General features: G+C 44.7%; 7 protein-coding genes. 3 read left to right on the top strand and 4 right to left on the bottom strand.

Features of this window, described 5'->3' with window-relative positions:
* The first annotated feature begins 491 nt into the window (after nt 1–491).
* Complete coding sequence (locus RDO37_RS01645; protein ID WP_308497888.1) at nt 492–5,081, top strand: ATP-dependent DNA helicase; 4,590 nt, start codon at nt 492–494, stop codon at nt 5,079–5,081.
* An 817-nt stretch (nt 5,082–5,898) separates the two neighbouring features.
* On the opposite strand, the gene RDO37_RS01640 is transcribed toward RDO37_RS01645, so the two are convergent.
* Nucleotides 5,899–6,414, bottom strand: a complete 516-nt coding sequence (locus RDO37_RS01640; RefSeq protein WP_308497887.1) for a hypothetical protein — start codon at nt 6,412–6,414, stop codon at nt 5,899–5,901.
* Nucleotides 6,415–7,020: 606 nt separating this feature from the next.
* Between RDO37_RS01640 and tsaB the strand changes: the two genes are divergently transcribed.
* Both tsaB and RDO37_RS01630 read left to right on the top strand, forming a co-directional pair.
* Entirely contained in the window at nt 7,021–7,782 is a 762-nt protein-coding gene (gene tsaB, locus RDO37_RS01635) for a tRNA (adenosine(37)-N6)-threonylcarbamoyltransferase complex dimerization subunit type 1 TsaB (protein ID WP_308497886.1), read from the top strand.
* An 898-nt stretch (nt 7,783–8,680) separates the two neighbouring features.
* A complete protein-coding gene (locus tag RDO37_RS01630) occupies nt 8,681–9,871 on the top strand; it encodes a hypothetical protein (RefSeq protein ID WP_308497885.1) in 1,191 nt (396 codons plus the stop codon).
* A 2,146-nt stretch (nt 9,872–12,017) separates the two neighbouring features.
* Here the strand turns inward: RDO37_RS01630 and RDO37_RS01625 are convergent.
* The 3 genes from RDO37_RS01625 to RDO37_RS01615 form a co-directional block, all read right to left on the bottom strand.
* Nucleotides 12,018–12,989, bottom strand: coding sequence for a flagellin (locus RDO37_RS01625; protein WP_308497884.1), 972 nt, complete (start codon nt 12,987–12,989; stop codon nt 12,018–12,020).
* 598 nt (nt 12,990–13,587) lie between these two features.
* Entirely contained in the window at nt 13,588–14,556 is a 969-nt protein-coding gene (locus RDO37_RS01620; RefSeq protein WP_027939487.1) for a flagellin, read from the bottom strand.
* Nucleotides 14,557–14,571: 15 nt separating this feature from the next.
* Nucleotides 14,572–15,375, bottom strand: coding sequence for a flagellin (locus RDO37_RS01615; protein WP_374045295.1), 804 nt, complete (start codon nt 15,373–15,375; stop codon nt 14,572–14,574).
* Nucleotides 15,376–15,524 lie beyond the last annotated feature (149 nt).

The raw sequence follows: 15,524 nt of genomic DNA, 5'->3' as shown, positions 1-15,524 counted from the left end.
GGAAGCTCTCTTTAGGCTCGCCACATGCCGCTAAGCCCATATAGACCAAAGCGCACTACTGCAGTCAAAACACGGTTGATAAGTAGCACAGAAGCTAAGCATATGACTGCATAGCGGCATTCAGGCTCTGCACCGTATGTTGAAGCTTACAGAGTGTTAACAGCATAGACTCATGAGCTGTTCTGGCAGCTATAGGCAATTGCTGCGCTGATGTGCTTTTAACATCGGCCATTAAGTTTAGTGCTGCAGTAGCTGGCTGCTGGTATTTCGATGGAAATGAGGAGCCTGCTTGGATAGGGCTTTGGTGGCTAAAACATAGATATGGGGTGATTTGAGATAACTTTTTTACGCTTTCTGGCTAGATTTGAGCAAAGTATGAGATCATTCTATATTGGCGCTATGGTTTTACTTTGTAAGACCGTACAATAGCTGCTTCATCGTTCCCATGTATCAGTGGTCTGTTTTTATTTATGAGCCAGTAAGGAGGCGCTGTGGACTTAAAAGATCTTGCCAAAAATTCAGCCAAGTCCAAACCATCTGCAAACAAGGCAGGTGCTCGCCAAGATGCAGGCCCATACTCTAATGAAGACTTTGACTCTCCTTATGCAGGTGGTCTGTTTGGGGCTGGACAGGTGTTGTCTATTGATGACTTTAATAAGTTTGCCTCAGGTAATGACAGTCAAGGTGCACATGACAATGCCGCCACTGCCACAGCTGCACGCAAGCAAGATAAGATCACCAAGCGTCAGCCAAGCTCCGATCCTTTAAATGAGGATATTCCTTTTGGCAATGAGAGCGCACCATGGGATAACGCAAGCGGTAGCAACGCTGATGTAGCACCTTGGGAAAATAGCACTCCAAACTATAACGACGCAGCTCCATGGGATAGCAATGCCAACGGCAATGCTGATATTCCGTGGGATAACTATGTGCCGCTAGATGACACCGCCGCAATGGATCAAACACATAGCTCTAGTGCTCATCATGACAGCGCTGCAATGCACAATGCGGCTAATGGGCAGAAAACTGCTAATGCGGCGCACGCTGCAGCAAGTGCAGCTAGTGTAGCCCGTGCAGAAAGTTCTGCCGCTGCCGCAGCCTCTGCTGCCAGTTCAGCTCAGTCTGCTCTTGCCAATGGTGATGATGTTGCGCCATGGGATAGTACTGTGCCGAATGCCTTTGCACAGGATCTGGCAGGTACAAATAAGGCTAGTGGCCGTAGCTTAGGTGGAGCAAAGGCGTCGTCGTCTTCAAAAGTTAGTGCTAGCGGGACTAAGAAAGCAGCATCCATCAAGGATGCCTTACATGATCCAGCCCTCTTACATGCTAAGTTTAATGATGACTTTGCACAGAAGAGATCTGAGGCGGTCATGGAGACAGCTAGCGATCTTATTAACACCATCAACAACTTTAGCCAGAATCTCAACAGCCCTGCTGAAAGTGAGTCTGAGGATGCGGTGAGAGAGATTAGTGGTGCATCCTTAAAGCACGGGGATGTGCGTGTAGCAGGGGATGATAATAGCACTGAGATGTTTGACCCAGAGAATAATACTTATGTAGGCTCAAAGCCTGGCAAAAAGTCTCGCTCACAACAAGAGATTGAGGCTATGTCTGACGATGACTTCCTCTCAGCTTTGGCCTTTGGTGGTAGCGATATCTTTGATGATGCTGACGATCAAGACTCCGATGCCGCCACAGTTGCATCACATACAGCTAGCTTAACTGCAGCTGCTTCAAGCCCATCAGCTAGCAGCTTAGCTAAGAGCACTGCAGCTAAAGGCAGCACTGCTCAAGTCACTGCTAATGCCACAGCTACAGGAACTGCTAAAGGAACTGCTCAAGCCACTGCTAAAATAACTGCTAAAGCCTCGGCTGCGGCAAAGAGCGAAGCCAAAGATAGCACTGCCGCATCTACTGTTGCTAAAGGGAGCTCTGAGCATGCATCAAGCAAGGGTGAATCTACTAAGAGTGCATCTAAGGTTAAGACTAAAGATGATGCCTTGCATGATCAGGCATTTAACGCCTTATTTGGAGGGTATGCTGATAATCAGGCGACTGCCAATGAGCCTAGTGCTGAAGATGTAGATTTAGCTAGATCAATCATTGATGGTACACACATTTTATCTTCGTCTATTGATAAAGAAGTAATCCGTAGAGGCGATGTTAATGAAATCGTACAAGCGGCAAGTGACTATTTATTCGGTCCTGCGGATAAAGCTAAGGTTGCTAATGATGCTGTTGTCATTGATGCATTGGATGAAGAGCGTCGAGTGGTGACCGAAAGAGACTACTCAGAAGATGAACCTCTAGTAGCGGTAGAGCCTAGCGACTACGATGATAGTTTTAGCGAGCTTGATAGAAAGAAGAAGTCTTTAGAGATTCTTAATCATCGCAGCATCATTGTGTCTAATCGTTCCTATAACGAGTATGTACTCAAGATGAAAGAGGCCCGTATGAAGCCTTTTTCACGTGAGTCTGTACTCAAGATGAACGTAGCACGCGTCTTTGCCGCTAATGGCATCCTTGGTAAGAAGCTTGAGGGCTATTCACCGCGTAAAGGACAACAAAGCTTTGCTGCAAGTGTGGCTGAAGTTATCAGCACTCATCAGTTCTTAGCAGTAGAGGCCGGTACTGGTACCGGTAAGACATTCGCTTATTTAGTGCCACCGCTGCTTGCTGGCAAAACAGTGATGGTCTCTACTCGCACTAAGACTTTGCAAGATCAGTTAAGCTCTAAAGACGTACCAAAGATCTTTAATATTTTAGGTACCACACACCTTAATTCCATCGCACTTAAGGGTCACGCTAACTATATTTGCCGCTATGTCTTTGATGGCGATGGCATGCGCTCACTCAATGCCCGTGATCGTCAGACCATTAGCGCCTATATTGATAAGTGTACTGACTCATTAGATAGCGATCCTAAAAATGCTTTGTTTGGTGAGATGATTTTCTCACTTAAAGAAGGTGCTCGTTCTTTAGTTACTTGTGACTCATTTTTATGCCAAGAGATGGCGAGCAATTGTCCTTATGCTGCTCGTAAGCGCGATTTATTAAGGGAATTGTCAGAAAACTCTAATACAGCTGCGTCTGTAGTCCCTGCAGATCAAGCGGATATGGAGATTGGCCGTGCTTTTGGTCCTGGTGCTGCAGGTAAAGATCCAGCTATTGGTTTTAAACGCGTACGCTCTGGCAATACTGGTATCGATGGCTCACATTGCTTTGTGTTTGCCGCACGTCAGGAGGCTAAAGAGCGCGATGTAGTCGTGATTAATCACGCTCTTTTCTATGCTGCGCTGCAAAGTCCTAATGGTATTGGCAATCCAAATTCTATCTTGCCACTGCCAGATGTATTGATCTTTGATGAGGCCCATACCTTAGCTGAGGTCGGTCGAGAGTTCTTCAAACGCGACGTTAGCCTAGAGTTTCTTAAGGATTTAGTAGATGAGGTGCATAAGTGTTTCTCATCGACTAAGGTCTCTACTAAGACAGGTGCCTTTGCCAAAACTCTCTACAAGATTGAATGCATTGTAGATGTGCTGATGCGTGGTCTCTTGTTTAGAGGCGATGGTAAGCACGGCATTGCTAACTTTAAGTACTGCCACCATCACTTTAAGTCACCATTTGAGCTCTTAGGTTACGAATTATTTAATAACAAAGACCGTGTCTTGCTTGGTAAAGACTCTTACACCATGAAAGAGGTGCGAGCCATTTTACAAGCTCATGGCTTAACTGAAAGTGGTTGGTTTGATCGCGACCTAGGCGAGCTTGATTTAGGCGGCGAGAAGATTACTACTGAATCTGAGGATAGTGAGTCCACGCTTAGCGATGAAGAGTTTGAGATGATGATTGCTCGCTCTTCACGTAATCTTGATGAGCGTGATTTTAATAAAGAATTAAAGCGCCGCTTTGGTCAGCTGTGTGATCAATTTGGTATCGATTACTCACGTATTTCGCCATACGATAGTGACATGGGTGATGTGGTGTATGACTACTCCAATCAACCAGTACGCAATGCCTTATTTAGAGGCTTAATGGCTGACTTACTCATGGCCTTAAAGTCATTAGCTGAGCTCCTTAAGAGTAATGAAGAAGCCGTTGAGGATATCAAGCCTTTGCAAAATCAAGTTGATGAGACTTTAGAGTTCATTACTGATTTCATGAACTCTGATCGCAACAAGCAAGGTGAAGAGTGTTGGGATAATGCCTCATGGATTGAGATTGTTCCTAAAGAGGATCAAGGCTATAAGTTCATTCTGACCGTTTGCCCAATTGATATTGGCCCATACTTAAGTGCAGCTCTGCGTAAGATTCAGGAGCAAGGTTGTACCGTAGTCTTTACCTCTGCAACGATCACCACTGACAATAAGTTTGATAAGTTCCTTTACGACATTGGCCTCAAGCACGAGGAAGTAAAGCAAAGCATAGTGCCATCTCCTTTTGATTACACGAACCATGCTTGCCTCTTTACCTCACCATCCTTCCCTGAGCCTAACGTCAAGGGTCGTATGGAAAAGGCTCTGAAGATGCTCAGCTCAGTTATCGATGCTACCGATGGCGGTATCTTTATTCTGACTACATCGTACTCAGCCTTAAATGAAGCTTATGAGTATATGAGTGCTCATTATTCAAATAAGCGCCGTATCCTCAAGCAAGGCAGTAATATGACAGTGTCAGATACCATGCAGGCCTTCATCAAGGCAGGTAATGCAGTATTAATTGGCACTTCATCTTTCTGGGAAGGTGTGGATGTACCGGGTAAGGCCTTATCTTTAGTTATCATCGATAAGATGCCATTTACTCAGGTAGGTGACCCAATTACCAAGGCAATTGAGGGCAAGCTTAAGAGCAAGGGCTTAAATGTCTTTAAGTGCGAGAGCCTGCCAAATGCCATCATTGCACTGCGCCAAGGAGCAGGTCGTTTAATCCGTAATGAAGCCGATACAGGTGCCTTAGTCTTGCTCGACCCAAGACTGCATACCAAAAATTACGGCCAAACCGTCTTTAACTCCTTACCGCCAATGACCCACGTAACCTCAGTTACCGAAGTCTTAAGCTTCTTAAAGAAGGTCAAATCCTAATGCCACACTAAAAAGCAACTAGCCGAGCACGTGGCCACCACAAAACCTTAGCCGCCAAAAGCCACGGCTAAGGCTAAAGCAAAGTAGCAAGCTAGAGCCAAGGCGCAAGCTGACGCCAAAGCTCAAGCCAAAGCTCAAGCCCACGCTAAGGCCAAGGTATAAGCCAAAGAAAGCTCAAGCACACTGAGGCTTAAGAAGCTCGGCTATAGGCAAAAGGTAGCTGCATCATCCACTATAAAAATAAGGCAAGTAAGGCACACGTCTAATGCTTAATCAGCAAGTACGTGTGTAGGCAAAGCACAGGATGTAGTTGGCCCATCACTTTAGATGCTCAAGCACAAGCTCATGCCTGTGTGGCCGCCTAAGAGACTGTGGATAGTTTGCCTGCGTACTGAAAGCGCATAGGCTTATTAGCAGCTGAATGCATTTTCTGAACTACAAGTAGCAAGCTCATGGCACGCATAGAGTCTTGAGAGCTTAGATAAAGACCATGCGGCTCTTTGGGATGTTTGAGCAAGAGAATTAGAAGCAGCGACAGAAATAGCTGTAGCTCAGCATCTGTAGGAGCTACAGCAATAGCACAGCAATAACTGCACTAACAGCTGCAGCTGCTGCAGTGGCATTAACCTGAGTGGTTATAGCTTAGAAAGGGCTGCTCATGAATGCAGTGGTGCTTAGTGCTCATGGGCAATAGCAGCAGCTGGTGTATTTGTGGCGTGATTAGCTAGCACAAGGCAGGTCGCAAGTGGCCAACGGGATATGAGTGTAGGGTGCTAATAAGTTTGAAAGAGTGGCAGCGTACTTAGCTTGGTGTAGGCTACTTTGCTAAAGATGGGGTGGTCTTCTTGAGTCGACGGTAGGTATAGCCTGTCGGAGAAACTGCAGTCTCGTAAACTAAAGCATCAGTCTTGATTTCACATACGGACAGTTCGCTTTCGGCACGCTTTTGCTCAGGTGTTTCTTTATTCCAGTTCTTAGCATTCTCAGCTAAGGCTAATGCAATGGAGCGCAGCTTAATGCGCAGTGGCTTGAGTGCATGAGAGCGCTGACCTGAAACTAAGGCTTCGACTTGCTGCTTTAAGATGTTTTGTTTGACGTGCTTTGGCTGATTGTCTTTGATTGCCTGAATACGACCACGACGACGTGGTGTGACTACTTGCATGTAGTCGGCAATATCCTCGTGAGCTACTTTACGAGGTTTGGATGGGTCTTGATAGTATTTGGCCTCAGAGTTTTCAACTGCCGAATCCTTAGAGCGCAGATGATAGCGATATGAATCGGATACAGCCGGCTGCGGATCCAAATCAAACGCAATAATACGTTTCTTAATCATCAATAATCCCCAGAACCGAAAGTAACCAAAACCAATGAGTGCTGTCAAACAAGCATGACAATGCATGGGGCCAAGCTGCAAAGAGGTAATAAAGGCCCAAGTGCATTCTAATGAGTTAACTAAATAGTAGCGGAATCTTATACAATACAGCCTACAAACGCAAGCTAAGCACATTTAAGTGCCATAGCCTGATTTGTAAACCATCATGTGTTATTAATGCTAGATAAAGCCCATCCAAGGCCTAGCTGCATGGCCATCTAAAGCTCATGCAAGTCGTAGCTGCATGGCTGCCGTAAGCTCAGTGCTCAATCCTGTATAGCAGCAAACAGCGCACTAGGATTGTCAGTTAACTCTGCAAAAGCTCACTAGCTTTAGCTCATATCGCAGCAAAAAGCGCTGCTAGGCTTTAGCTATGCAGGCTATAGACATGCTATGATTTATAGTTTGTCAGCTAGTAGTTAAGCGACAAGCTTTCTACTAGGCCTCCATCATCTAGCAATGCAAATGATCGCCTTCTAATGGTGACGGTAGCTTTGCTTATTTGGCATGAATGAGTCTTAGCAAGGCTCAGATATTTTTGTCACAACACTACAGGACAATTAAACTATGAGAGATAAGACTGTTTTAGCGATTGATACTGCCACAGAAAATTGCTCCGTAGCTTTGAGTGTTGGTGGCAAAGTCTTCTTAAAGAGCGAAGTAGCCCCACAAAAGCATGCCAATTTAGTATTGAGCATGGTTGATAGCTTACTTACTGAAAACTCAGTTGCTCGTGAGGATATTGAGGCAGTGGGTTTTGGTGCCGGCCCAGGCTCTTTTACCGGTGTACGTATCGCTACATCTACAGCTCAAGCCTTAGCTTTAGGCTTAGATGTTGAGGTATTTGCCGTGAGCGATCTTAAGCTGCTTGCAACTCCTGAGCTCTTAGATTGTGGCGATGGTAACGCTCATGAGGATAAGAGCTATGCCCTGTGTGCTGCAGATGCACGTATGGGTGAGGTGTACTACGCTTTATTTGAAAAGAGCGGTAACAAGGTAGTAACTGTGATTGAAGAGAAGGTTGCTAAACCTGAAGATGCCATTGCAGATCTTCTAACTCACTCAGATATAATTGCCTCTGACAAGCTTGCTCTTGCAGGTACTGGCATTGCCATCCTTTTAGAGGCCGGCCTTAAAGATAAAATCTCAGCAGATCTCTTAGCCGCTACTAACAAGAGCATAGAAGAAAACACCCTGCGTCTTTATCCACAAGCCGATGCCATCATCTATAGCGCCATGAGCGGTGACTACACTCTTACCGATCCAGCCTTAGCCGAGCCGCTGTACTGCCGCAACGAGGTCACCTGGAAGAAGATTGGTGAACAGTAGCAGACAAGCACACTACGCCATAAACAATCTCTCACCACCTCAAAAAAAAGCATAGATTTGTCCCAATCTAGCAGCCTAACTGAGCCCACCAACGTGGGCTTTGTGATTTATGCGCCACTCATAAGTGCTCATAGCAACCAAGCCACATAAGCACAGCCTCATCAAGTCGGTCATGTACTGCATTAAAAGCTCACTCCGAATCAGCAAATTCAGTCCAAGCTATGCAGCCTTGCATGGCTAAGTTGATTTTAGTTGAGCGAAGCAAATAAAAGCAATGAAAGTCAAGGCAAGGCAAAGCTAAGCTAATGTAGGGTAAGCCAAGCACCTCGTTACTGTCAGCCAACTTAGTTGATTCGAGTACAGCAAGATAAGAGCTTGAGCACAGCAGATGAGAACAAAATATCTAGCCTGCAACATAGACATGATGAACAGGCAAGCATCCTATCAAAGATAGCACTGATCTTGTATACATACTTGTAGTGTTCATATATTAGGATACTTTTTTAGAAAAACTATTCTTAATAGTGTGCAGTAAGCTGGAGTGCTGCTCCGTATAGGTGCATTACTATCATAAATTTAGTATAAATAATGTAGTGCGAATAGTTCTTTTACGAAAGTGAGCTAAACCTTGTAAGTTTTTGTGTCTTGTTTGCTATAATAGTTGCACTATAACCTAAACCAGTAAACTAGGGCTAAAGTTTACATTTGCTGCTAATACACAAGGTGCCAAATCTTTCAAATATGCCTGTGTGACTTAGCTAAAACGCTAATCTAGTTAGGGCTAAAGTTTTGCTAGAGTAGCAACATTAATTGGTAGGTTGTTAGGTCGGGCAAATATCTATCTCATTGGATTTATTTTGTCTCATGCGTGTGGTGGTACTGTATAAGGTAGTGTGCAATGGACTTATTAGAGTTTCAGAAGACCTGGGGTGACTATGAGTCGCTACGCGTCATACAATCACGTGACGTACAAAAGGATATTCAAAAGGGCTATGTAGTTGCCTTATATGGTAAAAAGAACGCTCCTTATCGCATGGCTCGTGTCGGCCGTATTTATGAAAGTCCATTTGGCGAGATTGTGTTTGCTAGCCGCTTTTTGAAGGCTCATCCAGAGCTTAAAAACGTGGTAGTAGTACGAGAGAAAACCGATCCTCGTGAGTTTGTATATTCTTTTCACGATAAGTCTGAATACTCTAAAAAGCAAAGCAGTAGTGCCACTATTAGTGTATTACGTAAAGGTGGTGCTGCAAGCCACTCTAAAGATGTAAATGCCCCAAATTCAAGACGCCAGTGCCTGCGTGGCTCTTCTATGGTATTAGGAGAGAAGCTGCCTACTTTTGGTACCTTAGAGCCTGGTCCACGTTACGCCGCACAACGTCAAGAGTTTGTAGCAGGTGAAGGTCAGCCACATCTTTCTGGCGTGCTCAATGCCCATGTTAATCAGCAATATGATATTCCAGTAAATAAGATTGCTGCAGTTAGTGAACAGCAAGAAGAGGCAGAAAATCTCTATCGCACTACAGATCCACGTGACTATAATCAAAATGCAAAAGATATATACGCCATAGAAAACACCGATACTCTACCTGCAAGTCATGGCTATAGAGATGATTCTGCTTTAGATCGTGTAGATCCTTGGCGTCGTAACAATGTTTACCAAGATACTTATGCTTCTAACAAAGAAGATACTACTCGTGGTGGCAACTTCAATAGAGATACTCAGTTAGCAACTCAAGATGAGCCTGTTTATGCTAAGGACAACTGTTCTAAAGGCGTTTATGCTGAGCGCGATAGCAGAGGACAAAGATTAGATCCTTACGATACTGAGAAAGCTTCCACACGCAATTATGAACGCATGAAGCAGCAGTATGATAAAACGCAGGGCAAAGACTTATATAGATTGGGTATGGAGAATATTGCTCTACCTGATGACTGCCCTCCACCTTTTGATTTTGACAGCCGCGATTTTTTAAAGTTAAGCTCTTCAGAACAAGTTGAGGTCTTGAAGCAAGCTGTAATTATGCGTGAAGCAGCGCTGTGCAGATACATCAACAAGCTTCAGCGCCTCAAAGACATCTTTGATAAATAAGTAGCACAACCCCATCGCTGTGCAGGCTCTGCCTTAGCCACACAAGAGTCTGCCCACGAAATCCATTTTCCGCATCAGCGCAGCCACTCCCAATCAAGCTAAGCAAAACCAAATATCGCTAGGCGATCCAAAGCCAAGCTCATCCCAGCCATACCTACGAAAAACAGGCTAGACCAAGCACACTAGCCAAGCTCTGCCCACCATACTGCGCCATGCCTAGCCACGGCAAGCCAATACAGGCACAGTGGAGCTCATCTCAATCTCTATCGTGCTTAGCTGCGGTGGCTGTTTGGCAACACAGCTTAGCAAGTTCAAAAGATAAATAGCGCATAAATGCTCAAGTACAAGCATAGGCACAAGTGCCAAGCTAATGCTGTGCACAAGCTGAAAGCAGATGAGTAGAGCCTGCAGCTAGCTTGTACTATTCTTTTCCAAATTGGTTCTACTTTGGCAAGCAGTCTGTTGCCATTTACACGAATTAACCAAGAGCTATGGTGGCGCATCAAAACTAGGCAAAGCCTATGGCTTGGCCTTAGCCAGTGAAGGCGTTGCGAATATCGGTAAATCACAGTGGACGGATAACTTAGACAAGGCTATTGAGACTAGGGATGGGCTAATGGATATTAGATTGCCGCTTAAAACTGAAGCAAAGTGATTCTTTCTAACATATTGCCGGGGAAATAGGTCTTATGGCGGGCAGAAAAACATGTCGTAGCGGCAAAGGTTTTTGCCGCTAGTAAGGTATCGGCATCTTAGCCTTGCCAGGTGCTAGGCCATGAAGGCTTGTGGCACGAGTTGGTGTAAGTTAGGTGCATGAGCTAGTAGCGTCGATGATATTGCCTTAATCATGGTCAGATGCTGATATTTATAGGCTTTTTGTACCTGTTTGAAATATGACAGTGGGTCAACTTATTGGCAGTTTTTTGTTCAGGATCACACTTTTCTGTAAGTTTTGGCACGCATATTTCATTATGTAGGGCAGAGCGAATTTCCTAAGACTACTGTTAGGAGAGTATTGATTAAAGAATTCTTCGCTGCAAAATGGTGATGGCGTGATATGTATATATCAGTAAGACCTGTAGCCATGGCGCAGTAATGGTCAATGCTCTGCTTAAGTTCTGTTTAACTCTTAAAATGGATGAGGCCTTAAAAGGCTTTATCCTGGCACAATAAGGACGTAGTAATACTATATCTTTATGGGTGTGAGGTGTTTAAACAGGATGAGGTAGGGTGGCATCAGACAGAATGTCTGATGCACGAACAGGTACGCAGAAAAAGAGTGCTGTCTGGGCTAATAGAAGCACTATGCATAGTCTGCAAACTATGTTCTGCTTACAACTTTCTCATTGCTTATAGCAATGCAAAAGATCTCTCCTGAGCGATCTGCTCAGTGGCTGGGGGTTTAGGACTTAGGAATATCGACCCTCAGCATCCTACTTTCTTATACGGCAATAATTGCATTATGTTAATGGCAAAAGCGGCAAATTTTGTCACATTGTTTAAGACTCCATCCCGCCTTACAAAGTAAATGCCGTAAATAAGACTTCAACTGCTCTAAACTCAAGCGCACTTCTATCAAATCTTGCACAACATAATAGATGCGAAACGTTTTACTTTCACAAATAATTTTTACCATCTATACGTTGTATCTATTGAAAAAGGCTAATAAAACTGCATACATTGCCTTGCATTTCTAATAGATACAGGAAAGCAAACTAGCGAATAGGTGCAGCCAAGTGGAAGCTGTCAAGGAAAATAAAGAGCAACTATGCAGCAGCACATGCTTGCCATGCTATGCATAGATGGGAATGGGAATGAGGCTTAAAATGCCCGCCATGCATGATCTCTTGCTGAGAGGAAAGGTAATAATGCCTGCCATGCATGATCTCTAGCTGAGAATAAGGCTAATAATGCCTAGCATACTTGAGAAGTGGAGTGAAATGAGCCTCACAATGCCTGCCAAGCATGAAGCTTGGAGGTAAATGAGTCTCACAGTGCCTGCCAAGCATGTAGCTTGGAGGTAAATGAGCCTCACAATGCCATGCCTTCAAATAATTAATTTGATGGGCATAGCGGCATCATTTGGCGTGACAGCATATCACTGCACACAAGGGATCTTGGCGCAGCGATATGAGCTAGGGTGATCTTACTTAAGTAATGATGCAGCTACGGATGGACGCTGATTAGCTTGAGAAAGCACAGTCTCTGCAGCTCGCTGAATGATCTGATTTTGAGTAAATGAAGCAGTCTCAGAGGCAAAGTCTGTATCACGAATACGTGCGCGTGCATCAGACTCGTTTTCAGCAACGTTTGATTGATTGCGAATAGATGACTCCAGACGAGTCATGTAAGAGCCAATGGTGCCACGACGACGATCGACCTCTGCAATGAGATAGTCCATTGCCTGAATGGCTCCTTGAGCCTTCTCAGGAGTAGAGATATCAATGGTCATTCCAAGCACAGTGCCACGATCTTCAATTACCTTAAGTGAGCCAGCTGAAAGATCTTCAATAGTTGGTCGGCCACCATTAGGTTTAATTCTGTATGCAATATCTGCAATGAAGAAGTTTTCGATGGTAGCAGGAATTACATCTCCTGAGTTGGCACCAACTTGCAAGTCAAACTTTCCAGGGCGGTGTTCTACGTTGCCACCAATACCTGAGTCGCCATACATGCAATTATCATCAGTCTTGTAATAGCCCATTAAGATCTTGGCACCGGCAAAAGTAGTGTCGGTGGCATTGGCCATAGCTGCAATTAACTCAGCTGAGGCCTCTTCATTTAGAGCCTTACGATCAGCTGATGAGTTAGTACCGTTAGCTGACTGAATAGCTAAAGTTCTAATGCGCTGGAGATTGTTGAGAATCTCGCCTGCAGCACCATCAACGGTTTGCAGAAAGGCAATACCGTCGTTTGCATTACGATTGCCTTGATTAAGCCCATTAATCTGACCTGTTAAACGATCCTGAATCTGAAAGCCCGAGGCATCGTCACTGGAGGAGTTGATTCTTTGTCCTGAGGCAAGCTTAGAGTAGTTGTCGCTCAGGTTAAGGGTCACATTACTCATTTTGCGCTGCGCATTGAGTGACGAGACGTTGGTGTTGACGTATAAAGCCATAATGATCTCTGTGGCCTAGACTAAGAGTGTGAACAAGTAGTCAAAGACGATGGTAAAAGCTAGTTGCAGCTAGCTATTTTAGTATAGGTTACAAAAGCAAGGTCAATTATGCACGAAAGGCTATAGCACTAAAGAGCAAGGTACAGTCAAAGCTGTATCTAAGACCTTTTTAAGGCTACTCATGAAGGCAAGTTATCTTTGCCTATGTCTCTAGCTTAGCACAAAGATCTAAGCAGTGCTTAAGCTCGACTAAATACACTGCAAAAGCTAATCACTTTTGAGAAGTGACTGCCAAAAATAGGGCAAGATGAAGCCTAGAAAAGTCCTTAAAACTAGCAAAACTAGCGATTTGTTAGCACTTTGCGCAGTCGCAATTATCATCTGATAAACGTCTCATGCACGCTCTATAAGTCAATAATTTCAGTGTCACTATTCAGTTTAATAGGCTCTCAGGAGGCGCAGTAAGCATTAAGGCGGCTAGCTATTGTAAAGAGAGGTTTTGCTGGAGAGGAGGTGTTACTGTGCTGTTTTGAAATGAAAGGATTATCTGTGACTACGGTGCCCATGAAGGGCACCGTATGATGATAAATAAAGACTTTTAGCCAAGTAAGCTTAAGCCAAGCTGAGGACGGGTGTTAGCTTGCATCAGCATAGTAGCAGCAGCTTGCTGAATGATGGATTGCTGAGAAAGGTTGGCACTTTCCTGAGCAAAATCAGCATCACGAATACGGCTACGCGCATCAGCTGAGTTAGCAGAAACATTAGACTGATTGCGGATAGAAGACTCCAGACGATTGATGTATGCACCAATCGATGCACGTCTCTTATCAAGCTCTTGGATGATTCCATCCATGCCAATGATGGCTCCTGCAGCCTTTTCAGCAGTGGTGATATCGATGGTCATGCCATCAACGCTATTATTACCTTTAACAGTCACTAACGAGCCAGCTGAGGCATCTTCAATAGTATCTTTGCTTCCAGGTGCTTTTACTCGAGCAGCAATATCGGCAGCGAAGAAGTTTTCGATAGTTGCTCGAATGGTATCACCGCTATTAGCACCAACTTGCAGGTTTAATATACCTGGACGGCTGGTGAAATTACCACTTTTGCTGTCTTCAAACAGGCGGTTTGGATCTGCAGGGTAATAGCCCATCATGATCTTAGCGCCAGCAAAGGTAGTATCGGTAGCAATGGACATGGCACTAGTTAAAAGTGCACTAGCTTCCTTGTTAAGCGCCTCTCTATCTGCAGTGGTATTGGTACCGTTAGCTGCTTGAACAGCAATGGTACGAATACGCTGCATAGCATTGACGATTTCTTCAGCTGCACCATCAATGGTTTGGAGAACCGCAATACCATCAGAGGCATTGCGGTTAGCTTGGTTAAGCCCGTTAATCTGTGAGGTCAAACGATCAGAAATCTGAAGACCAGCAGCGTCGTCTTTGGCGCTGTTGATTCTAAGGCCACTAGATAGCCTTTGATAGGTAGTCGTCAGATTATTCGTGACATTAGTCAGCGCTCTTTGGCCTTGAAGGGCGCTGAAATTTGTATTCACATAAACGGCCATGTGATTGTCTTCCGATTAACCTAATAAGCTCAGACCAAGCTGAGGACGGGTATTAGCCTGCATCAGCATGGAAGCAGCTGCCTGCTGAATGATGGACTGCTGAGATAAGTTTGCAGACTCTTCAGCAAAGTCAGCATCACGAATACGTGAGCGTGCATCGGCTTCGTTAGCAGCAACGTTAGACTGGTTGCGGATAGATGACTCAAGTCTGTTCTGGATCGCGCCAAGGTCGGCACGCTGTCCATCAATCTTTGCAATCATCTTATCGATATGGCTAATCATCGCACCGATGGACTCATTTCCGTTGTCAGTCTTAGCAGAAGATAAGGCTACAGTAATTACGCCATTCGCACCTGTTTTGAAAATCTTACCAGCTGCAGCATCAACAATGTTTTGATCGGTGGCAAGCTTTGAGAACATTACTGACTCAACAGAAAACTCGATGGTATCGCCCTTATTCGAGCCAACCTGCAGGGTCATTTTACCAGGGTCACCAGCGGCATTGCCTGGTGCGTAAATTGATTTATTATCAGCAGCAGGAGCTGTACCATTTAAAACAGTTTTACCCGCATAGGTGGTCTGTTGAGCAATACGATTAACTTCGTTAGCAAGAGCCTCGATTTCTTTACCGATAGCCTTGCGATCCTCAGCAGTGTTAGTGCCGTTATTAGCCTGCACGCCTAAGGTACGGATCTTCTGGAGCATACCAGAAACTTCATCCATGCCGGACTCGATGGTCTGAGCAAGTGCAATACCGTCTGCAGCATTGCGGTTACCCTGGTTGAGGCCATTAATCTGGCTTGTTAAGCGATCGGCGATCTGGAGGCCTGCAGCGTCATCTTTAGCGCTATTGATACGAAGGTAAACTAGTCAACTAATCTTTGCATATTAAATCATCGGCCTTTAAATATGCCGTTGATTGACTGCCAGTTTTTTAACTTTAATAATTTATACCTCTTTTTTCACTA

The sequence above is a fragment of the uncultured Anaerobiospirillum sp. genome, from assembly GCF_902485895.1.
In the GTDB taxonomy this organism is placed as follows: Bacteria; Pseudomonadota; Gammaproteobacteria; order Enterobacterales; family Succinivibrionaceae; genus Anaerobiospirillum; species Anaerobiospirillum succiniciproducens.
Note: the sequence above shows the minus strand (reverse complement) of the source record. Positions and strands in the feature narration are given on the sequence as shown.

What these genes read in the sequence shown, in the direction of transcription:
- RDO37_RS01640 (WP_308497887.1), bottom strand. Translation starts at nt 6,414, where the DNA reads ATGATTAAGAAACGTATTATTGCGTTTGATTTGGATCCGCAGCCGGCT.
- tsaB (WP_308497886.1), top strand. Translation starts at nt 7,021, where the DNA reads ATGAGAGATAAGACTGTTTTAGCGATTGATACTGCCACAGAAAATTGC.
- RDO37_RS01630 (WP_308497885.1), top strand. Translation starts at nt 8,681, where the DNA reads ATGGACTTATTAGAGTTTCAGAAGACCTGGGGTGACTATGAGTCGCTA.
- RDO37_RS01625 (WP_308497884.1), bottom strand. Translation starts at nt 12,989, where the DNA reads ATGGCTTTATACGTCAACACCAACGTCTCGTCACTCAATGCGCAGCGC.
- RDO37_RS01620 (WP_027939487.1), bottom strand. Translation starts at nt 14,556, where the DNA reads ATGGCCGTTTATGTGAATACAAATTTCAGCGCCCTTCAAGGCCAAAGA.